A 12098-nucleotide genomic window follows, 5' to 3' on the forward strand; every position below is an offset into this window, starting at 1 on the left:
GCTGCCCCTCCGTTCTATTTCACTAATGGCTGCCCAAAAACGTCTTTCTGTTTTTCTTCGCTTGTAGAAGTATCCAGTCCGGACTCTATCGGCTGAACAATTTCCTCTTTACTTGCTTCCGTAGATGGAGTTGTTGGAGATGGATCTATTGAACTACCTGGTGTTGTACTCTGTTCAGCACTTGTATTGGGTATAGGAGCCCCCTGTGTTCCGGTTACTGCTTCGTTATTTTGCTGATTCGTAATTTGGTTGTTAGCAACCTCTTGTTGTAAGATCACACTTCCATTTTGGATTTTCATTTTGTCTGCTTCATCCATTTGAGAGAGATTGTTTTCAAGTACTTGTCTTACATTTCTTTTTAATTGCTCTTTTGCGAATGTCAGAACATTCGGATCGGATTGAATAAGGTCAATTACTTTCAGGTTAGCTGGATAGTTTGGAATTGCTTTTTCTTGCATATATGGATCAGAATAAGTAACGGCATAAAGTTTGGCACCGTTAAGGTATGCATCAACGATCGCACTAGTCATTACTAACAATTCAGCTTCATTAATTTTGTACCAAACAGTTGTGCCGGAAAGATCTTCAACTTTTTTCTTTGATAGAACGATAAAATCTTCACCTGTCGGGAAGGTTAAGCGTACGTCTACAAATTGACCTTTTTTCAGTTTAGTTGGAAGTAACATCACATTGTACTCTTGTATCCGTTGATCACGAGGGGTTGGACCGTTATCAAATACCATTGAATTGATTACGGGTGTATTCTCACCTACATCAATTTTAACGATCTTTCCATATAGATCATCGGGTGTCTGTACCATGTTAGTTGGAGCATCTGTTTCAGGAATTTGAATGACTTTCAAATTTTCCTTCTTAAGTTTCTCCCCTTCTTTTAGTGGTTTGGATGCTACTACGACTGTTTTCATAGTTGATTGTTGGTGCTGAAGTAATGCCTCTGCTTCAACGAGTTGAGATTCATAATGCATCCTCAACGCTTTCTGGTCTTTAGCTTGCTGCTTAATGAGATAGATGGCGCCACCAGTTGATAAAACTCCCATAGATAGAGCACCTACAATACCAGCTATAATCAAATTTTTTGTACGCTGCCTTACTTTGGACAATTACATACACCCCTTATCTTGAAATAAAGAAAAATAACAAAAACATAAGTATAATTGTTGCTAGTATAAGAATGGATCTCTTTATCATTTTCTTCTTCTTTGTAAATCCTCGATCAAACACTAGATCAAACTGTTCATTCGTATCATCCTGAGAATCAAAAGGATCAGAGTGAAAAGGAATATCTAATGCATGAATTCCCTCATTATCTTTTTCGATATCGACAATGCTCTGTTTGCTGACAAGAGGAACCATAAAGATGCATCTTTCGAGATCAACGTGATTGGATGACAAAAACCTTTTAATGTTGTGTTGTTTCCATTCACTTCCTGATGCAACTACAACCTGAGTACTTGCCCGATGAAATTCAGATATGTGTTCAGTGGTTTCATAAGTCCCCATATCTAGAACAATATGTGTATGTTCTGAATTCAGATGGTCAGCCATTTCAAAATCATCTGCTGATTTTACGTAAGTTACACCTTCAATTATGAATTCATCATTAAGACAGGTGTCTACGTTTTTACCTTCGTAGGCTTTCTCGATATAAACAAGTTCGTTATTTCCGCTTAGTTCTAATAACTTAACTGAATACCCATGACTTGCTAGATAGTTTGCTATCAATATAGAAGAGTGGGTTGTTCCTACGCCTTTTTCGATACCGACTACCGAGATGACTGATTTACCGACAATTCGGTCTCTGACTATGATCTTCTGCTTTAGATCAGGTAGCGTCCAAAAATCGGATTCTTCTAATTCTTCTTCCATGATGTCGGGCAAGATTGTTTTGTTTGTTTGCTTGTTACTCTTCACCAGATGTTCTTCATCTTCATCCATTTCTTTAGAAGAAGAATTTATTTCATTTGATGTATTGGTACTAACCTCACCTTCCTTCACATTTTGTTTATCCTGTCGTCTGTAGGCCTTATCTTTGTTATGTCCCTCAATATTAATGGTTATAGATTGAGCACCATTTACGAATCTTCTCCACGGTATTCCTTGATCATAATTCCGATACTTTTTAACTTCACTATAAGGTAAAGGGTGGTCTATACATTTAATTAACTGTTTAATATTCAAGGGTTCAGATTTTTGTGATTTCAGAAATATATTGTAAATCCCCATGGATACTAGTTCAGCAAGTAAAGGATGACCTTGCTTTTCATCCGATAAAAAAATTATCGAGCTTTTACTGAAATCTTCTCGAATTCTATCGATTACATCTGCGAGGAACTCGTGCCTTTTATCAGATTGCTTTACAGCGAGAGAGCTTGAGATAATGACTGCATCTAAAGTGGTTGAAGGGTCTTCTTTGATTAGATGAAGCCTCTCCACAAGATGATCAACCACAACGCACACTTCTAATACATGAATGTTTTCATTTTCAAAATGTTTTTTTAAAGCCTCTGCAAAAGCAGGATTAGGAATGGCAATAATAATTTTTTTCTTATTGAGTTGCTCAAAATCAGGTGCCATTCATTGCATCTCCCCTTTGTTGACTCCAAATAATAGTTCCAAGAACCTTCTCTATCTTCTTTATCTCATCAGGTGTGGGTGGCTTAAGTCCATTTTCCAATCTACTGACTCTCACTTGAAATGATCCTATGCAGTTTGCAAGATCTTTTTGAGTCATATCTTGTCTTGTTCTATGGATACGCATCAGTTCCCCAGGTGTATAATCCAATCACTGTCACCCCTTTCCTTCAGGGTAAGAAAACAAAAAAAAGCACGCTTAATGCCTAAGGCATTGAGCGTGCTTCGCTTTTTTTGAGGACCCGTCCGGATCATATTTGGTTTATTTATACACAATATAGATTATTAACTGGTTTGTGTCAACAACTTTGATTTCAATTTTTTCACTGTACCCTCTTTACTCAAGTAAATCGTAGTACTAGTTAAGTTGTATAATCTTCATGCTGTGTAATATTTGTATAGTTAAAAATATATTATGTAATATAAAACTGAATACTATATTGTTCATTTAACACTTAAGTATTCAGTTTTGTGTGTATTACACTTGACTCTTTCTCCACTATCCACCAAAATAGAGTATAAGTATATTTATACCGAACTGGAGGATATCATGGGTATCACAGTATCTATAGGAGTACAAAAAGGCGGAGTGGGTAAAAGCTCTACTACTTGCATTACGAGTTATCTTTTAGCTGAAAGAGGATTTAAAGTTTTAACTGTTGATTTTGATTCGCAGGGTAACACTACACAAATATTATCAGGAAAAGACATTTACTCTTTTGAAGATAATACAGTACTAAACGCAATTATTGATTTAGATCCTGCTAAGTACATTGTTAAGGTGAATGAGAACCTGGATTTATTGCCGGCCGACGACATCCTATCGACATTAGGTAGAGCTTTAGGAAATGTAAACAGAGTTGTTCCTACCTCTCTAAAAGAAACATTGGATATCATAAAAGACCAGTATGATTTTATCCTTATTGACCAGCCACCTAACTTAGGCGATCTTTCAGTATCTGCATTATCTGCTAGCGACTATGTGGTAGTTATGCTACAATCAGAACCTTTATGTTTTAAAGCTATCCCAAGGTACCTTCAATTGGTGGAACTTATTAAAGAAAGAATTACGCCTACATTAAAGTTAGCTGGCATTCTACCAAGTATGTCGGATTCCAGAACTCGAATTGACTCTTCAATTATTGATCAAGCTAGAGAAGATTATGAGGACTGGGTATTTGACACTGTAATTAAAAGACGTAATCGAATTAAAGAGTATTCTATTCTTGGTATCCAAAACACAACAAAAGAGGACCGAGATGCTCTTGAGCAATATCAACAATTTTTAGAGGAGTTGCTAAACCGTGTCCAAAAAGGATCAGTTTAAAAAATTGTTGGGTGACAGTGGTACTACCGGATCAGATCAAAAAAATCGTATATTGAATGATACTCTTATAAGCGGTAATAATTCTTTGCGACCTGTTTCTGATGAGAATAAACATTCAAGTGCTGATTCGGATATATCTACAATTAGTCCAGCAGAGGAACAACCAAAACAAGTAACACAACAACCACCAATACAACAAGAATCACTACCAGTAGAACAACAACCTTTAGTAGAGCAATACCAACAACCAGTACAACAAGATCCTGCTAAAGAGTTAATTCAACAAGAAATTCAAGAGGCGAAACAGAACAATGAGCAAGCACCTGTTAGTTCTCATCCACAAGTTTCAGCTGTTAACGGGATATCAAGTATTATTTCATCTTTGTCAAACACAGTTGATTTAAAAGTAGAAGAAACACATACGCGTAAAACGTATCTAATCGAAAATGAATTGTTGGCTGAATTAGATAAGTTATGTGTAGGTAAGAAAAAAGGCTACAAAACGAAAATGATTAACTCAGGTCTAAGAATTGTGCTAGAGTTAGTGAATGAAAATAAGGAATTCAAATTATAAACATACGGAATTTCAAAATAAGAAAGAGGTACAAAGAGTAAATAAGCTCTTTGTACCTCTTTTTAGTATTTTATGCTATAAACATTTAAACCGTTTAGTGATTTGAGTGAGAACCTATTTACGGTTTTGAATTTTATTCCAAACATTTGTAGGTTTAGTATCATCCGAGTTGCTTCCAAATCTGTTATTAGGCCCTGAAATTTCTTCAGTGGTTGAAGCAACTTCTTCGTCAATTTGATTTTCTTGCTTTCTATTGAATACAGATCCCCCAAAGCCTCCAGAAGCGCCACCACCAAATTTGTTGGCTCCTCTTTTTTGATATGGATTAAAAGTGGATTGTTTTACAGATTCCATTACACCTGAGATATTCAGTTCGATATCTTTGTTTTTTACCTGTTTTTGTTTTTCTAACATTTCATCATATTCTTTAGTCATTTCAACGACTCGGCTGGGTAAAGTCATCCCACTAAAAATAGTATAGACAACCGCGTATTCATCAAACCAGATAGGATCTCCATATTTTCCTTGAGCTGTATCATTAAACTCTGATATTACTTGTTTAATAGTCTGTTCTGTTTTGACATCTTTGAATATTGATGCACTTGATGGTCTAAGTACAAAACCACCATACATTGTTGCAGTTTCATAATCATGGCCACAAGAAAAGTAGCCCAACTGAATACTATTTCTCATTTTACTATTCAAAGTATTACTTTCGTAAGGGGCTTCAATGCTAGCTTTGTGAATACTCAAGAAACCACCTGACAGTTGTACGATTTTAATAAAGTCAGAAGGATCATAAGTACTATTGTCTGATCCAAAGTTAGCAGGAATCAAGTTAGCCTCATGGATAGTACTTATAATCGCATCGTTCCCTTCATCTTTCCAAGAAATCAAAGTACTACTGTTCAGTCTATTCTCCTTTTTGGTTGTAAAGTCGTTAAATAGTTTCTTGTTATCAGTAAGAATTACACTACCAAGTGGTTTTTCTTGACCTGGACTAAAGAGCTCATTTTGAAGTTCAATGAATTCCTTGATTTCTGCGAGGAGAAGAATTGCATTAGACATTTCAGTGAAATCATCAAATGGACTTGAGAGCAAAAGAGTTATAGGGACCGGAAAAAACTGTTCTTTTATTAAACTTAACACTAGTGAAATAAAGCCTGTACCAAAGCCCCCACCAGCTCCAGCGCATATAAACAAATGATCAACATCCATGAATTTTCTTTCCATTGCTTCAATCAATTGATTACGCATCTTGTCTGCATTTGGGTTCAATTGTGGATCGAAATTCTCAACCACAAGAGAAGGTGTTCGGGCAGCACCTCTAAAATCTTCAAAATGTATGCGATCTTCGACCGGAATGTTCTTAAGATGAAGCATGTCATTTTTAGAAAAATTCACGGCAAGGCTAGGATATATTTGTTTTCCATTTGCATATGTATAACCTGCAAAAATATCTGCATCTTTGTTACCTTTCTGCCCTGCTCCAATTACACCAAATCTTAGAGAGACGTCATTGATCAGTGCATTTTCGTTCATGAATGTAAGTACTTTACTATTAGATAGACCCATTAGAATTTTCCTCCTCATATTGTTTTGCTACATATTCTGTGAATGCTTTACCGTCATCAGAAAGAAAGAACTTATGTTGCCTTTTGCTGTACTCGAATGATATTAAACCAGCGAACAAAAGAGCATCTATTGCGGCAACAACTGGATTTTTAGAATAATCCTCACTCATCATAGAGATGATGTCTTTTTTAGGGATGAGATTGTTGTCTGTAATAATGCTCAATACCGATATGTGAGCCTCACTTAATTTATCAAGAAATGCTCGATAATGCACCTCTGTATAAAGTTTTTCTGACATGCTCAGTCTTCACCTCCCCCTGATTAGAGGTCACCTTAAGGTCACCTCTGGGTTACCTTAAGTATATCGCTTTAATATTAATTTAGCAAATATATCTAAATATTATTTTAAGAATGCTATCTTATCTAATATGAATTCTGTAATACTCTATCTGTTATAACGATTTCTCGTGTGAGACATTTTTATTAAAGCTGTTAATTTAGAGTGACCCTAGGGTGACTCTATTTTATTTAAATATAGTCATATTATCATTATTTACATTAGGGGAGAGTATAAACGCTTTTCTATTCTTCTTAATGGTCTGTTGAAGAGTATCCACAATAGTAGTGTGATTTCTCTCATTTATTTTTATAATATTTCGTTTCTAAAAAATAATACACTCAAACAATATTATGATGATTTTAATGACTACATTAATGATTGATTCAGTGATAACTTTGGTGACTGAGTCACTATTGTTATCACTGAACTTGTCACGATGTCTGTCATTGCATATATCGACCACAAAAGGTCGACAAATTCGTTGTCACATAAGGTTTTTTTCTGTTAATCTCGACATACTGCTTTAAGTGACAAGAAATTAGGATTCATAAAGGTTAGTAAATTTGTATCAAATTCAAGCAAATTTATAAAGGAGTTGTCATCAAATTGGATGTTCGAACAATACATAAACTTTCTCCGACCAAGTGTAAGATAATTGAACGTCTCTTTATTTATAGAAGTCTTACCCCGTATCAAGTGTTTTTTCTTTTGGATCCGGATAATATTCCTTTAACCTATCCTCATTTCTCATGGGAACTACTTAACTTATCAAAAATGAGAAGCACATGGAATCAGTTGGCTCAAATGCAGAAGACCGGTATTATTCAGGTGGCAGCTAAGCTTAATAATGATACGAAGGTTTTAACTTTATCAGAAGAAGGATTATCTATAGCTTACAGCCTTTTAGATATCCCTGAGATTGAAGGTTACCGAAATACAGGTTGGAATAATCAACACGGTTATTTTCCATATGAACTTTATCGCGCTCCAAAAGAGAGACTGCAAAAACATCATAACTTGGGTATTGATTTCAATGTTTTAATGGAACTCTTATCTTTAAAACATAATTTCACATATGATTTTATTGATAATAGATACGCTTCAGTAGAGTTCTCCTCTATGGATGAAAATACTAAAATAGAAACTAAGAAAATTTTCAGGCCCGATGGAGAGTTTATTATTCGACCTAATGGTACTGACAAGGAATTTCACTGTTGGGTTGAGTTTGATATGGGAACGGAGAAAGGCAAACTTTTATATGAGAAGTTTTCTAAGTACAATCAATATCTGTCATATATAACCCAAGGGGTTGAGCGAGATTCTTTAGCCACTTCTATACCTAGTACTATTTTTTTTGTAACGACTGCGCGTCAAAGTATTTGGTCTCGATGGCAGAATATTCAGCGGAATTATTTGAACACCATTGAAAACTGGAGCACATTTTTAAATTTGTATGTAGGAAATATTGAATCACTTGAAAGTTTAGTGCTTTCCTTTATAAATGAAGGAGACTTATTTAAAAATAAACTGAATTTAAACTTACGACCACTCCTTAATGATCAAGCTTTTATTGGACAACCTAAGCCCTCCAATAATCTCACGAATGCCTCCTCCCTTTCAAGTTTTTGTTATCTTTATGGTAACGAAATGAAGATATTAGGTTGGGAGCCGTATTTTACAGTAACTCGTCTTAAAAGCAATGAACATCAGGTTTTTCTTTATGTTAAGTTCGACGAATATGAAACTGGTGGTATTTGTAAGGCAATAGATTTCGCTTCAAAATTCGAAACTATTGAATCCATGAAAAGGATTAATGCAATTGAGGTTATCCCTGTGTTACTTTACTCGGATAAAAAGCCACACTCTCTTGATTTTATTGGTTGTGATCAGAAGGTTAAATTCGATTCTATCTTTAAGAAGTATCTTTGGCATAATGTTTCTGAGAATAAGTGGTTCGATAAAAACGGGAAACATATTCAATCCAACCCCTTAAATTTATTTCTTGTTGAATAAGTTTTTGTGTCTTATAGATAACTACAGTCTAGACGCTCTGCGTCACGATTAAATCCTCAAATTCTTATACTGAATATTTTTCGAATTCTACCCGTTCTTCAATATAATATTGACTTACCTTGTGTACTTTTAGAATCTTTTTTATAGGATTCAATCATTTATACAGAAATATATTACAAAACTGAATATATGATTGAATCCTAAAGTAAACAGAAATATAAATTGTCGATTTTTAATATTGTAGATTTCATTAGCAAGTTCAATAACTGTCCCCATTAAAGTTTAAATACACGAACTACATGTCTGAACATATTTATGTCTGAATAAAACTCATAAATCATTCAAAAAATGATCTAAATTTGTCAATCAAACGACTAGAAAAACTTAATACTTGAATGAATATATTACGTAACACTAAATATTTAAGTTAAATTTATTAGTATACTGAATATATTATGTAATAGTACGTTTGTGTTAATGAACAAATTAGCTTGTTTGTTACATTTACGTTTTTGATCCCCACATAGGAGTTAAACTTGTAACCTTTTGCTTGTAGTATATTCAACTTTAGTAACTTGAATATATAACTGAATATATTCATATTATTTGGATTGGATAAAAATCACAGGTTACTTATAAACAATTCAATACATATTCGATTTTAGTTATAAATATTCTGCTTGGTGATAAAAACTATTTAGTAACCTCAACAGATAAATGTATGTACTCGGGTTCAGTAATTTGAGTAGGCATTATATATCGCCAACTATGAGTACTCATTGGAGCACTATTAATCATTTTTCTTTGAATATATAACTGAATATATTATGTAATATATAATAATCTTTTAGGATTCTCATAAGATCACTACAATCCATCAAATGGAAATTTTTACTCTCGGTGGCCTTTCGCATTCTCCCTGTATAGCTTGACCCTATACTGAACATACATAAAGTGAAAGCCCTCAGCTTAAATCGACATAAGCTGAGGGGCTAGTTGTGTAATCAATAGTTTCCAGTAACAGTAAACTGAATACGTTAGTGTTAATGAACAAATTAGCTTGTTCATTATAAATTCAGTGTTATCTCCACAGAGAAGTTACCTTTTGCTTCTGATTATGATCTTGTATTTCAGTGTAGTAACCTGAATATATAACTGAATATATTCAGGTTGTTTTTTTGGTTGCATCTCATTATCCTTCTTTAACGTATAGAATCAAAACATAGTCGCTTCTTGCGATAAATCAGAGTGGTTATATAAAACTATTCAGTAAATTCAATATTTGATTGAATATATTAAAGTTTAGTAATCTGAATAGCAGTATATATTACTAATCACGAATACATTTTGATTATGTATGATCACCCACTGATTGTTGTGCTACATACCAAAAATAATATTACTGAATACTTAAATATTACGTAATATACAACGTAACAGTTTATGTAGTTTCAAAGAGTTATAACTTTTTTGATACAATGGTTCTTCATATTGAGTGTTCAATACGTTACTGAATATATTGTGTAATATATAAGTTAACTTTTAGAGTTCTCATAAGACCGCTACTAACCATCCAATGGATGCCTATACTCCCTGTGTCCTCTGAAATTCCCTGTCTTACTCTGAACGTAACTGAACTCCTCAGCTTAATCCACCATAAACTGAGGGGCTGACCATATAATCAATAATTTCAAGTAACAGTAATCTGAATACGTTTATATTAATTAAGAATTCAGCATGTTTATTACAAATACGTTGTTGATCCCCACAGAGGTAGTAATAATATAAACTTCTGCTTCAACTATGTTAAGTATATTCAGATGTAGTAACCTGAATATAAAACTGAATATATTTATATTATTTGAGTTGAATGTTACATACGTATTTTTCTTTAACGTATAGAATCAAGAGATATTCCGTTTTAGTGATAAATGACCTGGTGTGGTGTTGTAACCTGAATAAGCAGTATATACTGCCAAGCATGAATACTCATTGATGATTTATAATCATCTTTTGAATAGTAGTGTTATATTTGAAATGGAATAATAACTGAATACTTAAATATTACGTAATATACAACGTAATAGATGATGTAATTTATAATTCCAAAAGAAATACTGCTGTTTTTGATACAATGTTCTTATCAGCATCTATATAATATGTTACTGAATATATTATGTAATATAAGTAACAGTTAGTATTCTTATAAGACCACTAACAAGCCACCCAAAGGAGATTTATACTCTTTGTGCCTCTTCGAATTCTCCTGTACGACTTCACCGTATACTAGACATACATAGAGTGTCGTAACTAAAACCCCACGGCTTAATCCACCATAAGCGGTGGGGATGACTGTATAATCAATAGTTCCAAGTAACAGTAAACTGAATGTGTTTATATTAAGCAAGAATACAGCTTGTATGTTACTAATACGTTGTTTATCTCCGTAGAGATGTTATTCGAATAAACTTCTGCTTTTAGTATGTGATGTATATTCATATGTAGTAACCTGAATATATAACTGAATATATTCAGGTTAACTTATTTGAAAGTTGCATACTAAGCCTTCTTTAACGCATAAAATCAAGATATGTTCGCTTTTGGCGATAGATGACCTGTGTGGTGTAGTAACTAATCAGTAAACTCAATACTAAATTGAATATATTTAAGTTCAGTAATCTGAATAATGTTTATCTACTGTCAAGCATGAATACTCATTGATGACTTATAATCATCTATTGAATTGCAGTGCTTCATATAAAATTTATCAAAACTGAATAATCATTTATTACGTAATATACAACGTAATAGATTATGTAATATATATTATCAAAAGAATACTAATCTTCTCGATACAAAGGTTCTTCTGAGATTGTATTTAATACGTTACTGAATATATTATGTAATTTACAATTTACCTTTCAGTATTCAGACAAGATCTATAAGCCTCAAAATAAAATCAATGGCATTTCGAATTCTCCTGTAAAGCATAATATATAAAGTATGGTAACTAAAACTCCTCTGCTTAATCCACCATAAACTTGAGGGGCGGACTATATAATAATTTGTTCAAAGTAACAGTAAACTGAATATGTTTATATTAAGCAAGGATTGAGCTTGATTATTACAAATACGTTGTTGATCTCCACAAAGGCAGTAATAATATAAACTTTTGCTTCAGCTATGTTAAGTATATTCAGATGTAGGAACCTGAATATACAACTGAATATATTTATATTATTTAGTTTGAATGTCACATACGTATCCTTCTTTAAAGTAAAGAATCAAGACATATCCCGTTTTAGTGATAAATGATCTGGTGTTGTAACCTGAATAAGCAGTACATACTGCCAAGAATGAATACTCATTGATGATGTAATTTGTAATTTCAAAATAAGTATTGATCTTTTGATACAATTTATCAGCAAGTATATAATACGTTACTGAATATATTAAGTAATATAAGTAACAGTTAGTATTCTTAGGAGACCACTACAAGCCACCCAAAGGAGATTTATACTCTCTACGGCTTTTCGAATTCTCTTGTACGACTTCACCGTATACTAGACATACATAGGGCGTCGTAACTAAAACCCCACGGTTTAATTCACCATAAG

The 12098-nt window shown here is 33.4% G+C and carries 8 protein-coding genes; 3 read left to right on the plus strand and 5 right to left on the minus strand.

Translation table 11 applies throughout. The features are described from left to right. Positions 1–14 precede the first annotated feature (14 nt). The 3 genes from BLS69_RS22955 to BLS69_RS22965 are packed head-to-tail and all read right to left on the minus strand — an operon-like array spanning position 15 to position 2803. On the minus strand, positions 15–1121 hold the full coding sequence (locus tag BLS69_RS22955) for an SAF domain-containing protein (RefSeq protein ID WP_091036747.1): 1107 nt from the start codon (positions 1119–1121) through the stop codon (positions 15–17). Positions 1122–1134: 13 nt separating this feature from the next. Next, complete coding sequence (locus BLS69_RS22960; protein ID WP_091036749.1) at positions 1135–2595, minus strand: hypothetical protein; 1461 nt, start codon at positions 2593–2595, stop codon at positions 1135–1137. Then, positions 2585–2803: a helix-turn-helix domain-containing protein gene (locus tag BLS69_RS22965; protein WP_091036752.1), complete on the minus strand. Its 219-nt coding sequence runs from the start codon at positions 2801–2803 to the stop codon at positions 2585–2587. The genes BLS69_RS22960 and BLS69_RS22965 overlap by 11 nt, the downstream gene beginning before the upstream one ends. Positions 2804–3202: 399 nt before the next feature. On the opposite strand from BLS69_RS22965, the gene BLS69_RS22970 reads away from it, so the two are divergent. Together BLS69_RS22970 and BLS69_RS22975 are read left to right on the plus strand one after the other, a co-directional pair. After that, complete coding sequence (locus BLS69_RS22970) at positions 3203–3979, plus strand: ParA family protein (RefSeq protein ID WP_091036754.1); 777 nt, start codon at positions 3203–3205, stop codon at positions 3977–3979. Then, the gene (locus BLS69_RS22975; RefSeq protein WP_091036757.1) at positions 3957–4553 is read left to right on the plus strand and encodes a hypothetical protein; all 597 of its coding nucleotides are present in this window, start codon (positions 3957–3959) and stop codon (positions 4551–4553) included. Before BLS69_RS22970 ends, BLS69_RS22975 begins: the two co-directional genes overlap by 23 nt. A 114-nt stretch (positions 4554–4667) precedes the next feature. Here the strand turns inward: BLS69_RS22975 and BLS69_RS22980 are convergent, their stop codons facing one another. Both BLS69_RS22980 and BLS69_RS22985 read right to left on the minus strand, forming a co-directional pair. Continuing rightward, on the minus strand, positions 4668–6128 hold the full coding sequence (locus BLS69_RS22980; protein ID WP_176872955.1) for an FtsZ/tubulin family protein: 1461 nt from the start codon (positions 6126–6128) through the stop codon (positions 4668–4670). Then, positions 6115–6426: a hypothetical protein gene (locus tag BLS69_RS22985; protein WP_091036763.1), complete on the minus strand. Its 312-nt coding sequence runs from the start codon at positions 6424–6426 to the stop codon at positions 6115–6117. The genes BLS69_RS22980 and BLS69_RS22985 overlap by 14 nt, the downstream gene beginning before the upstream one ends. A 648-nt stretch (positions 6427–7074) precedes the next feature. On the opposite strand from BLS69_RS22985, the gene BLS69_RS22990 reads away from it, so the two are divergent. Beyond that, the gene (locus tag BLS69_RS22990; RefSeq protein WP_091036765.1) at positions 7075–8481 is read left to right on the plus strand and encodes a replication-relaxation family protein; all 1407 of its coding nucleotides are present in this window, start codon (positions 7075–7077) and stop codon (positions 8479–8481) included. Positions 8482–12098 lie beyond the last annotated feature (3617 nt).

This window comes from Paenibacillus sp. CF095 (assembly GCF_900101225.1).
Lineage (GTDB): Bacteria > Bacillota > Bacilli > Paenibacillales > Paenibacillaceae > Paenibacillus.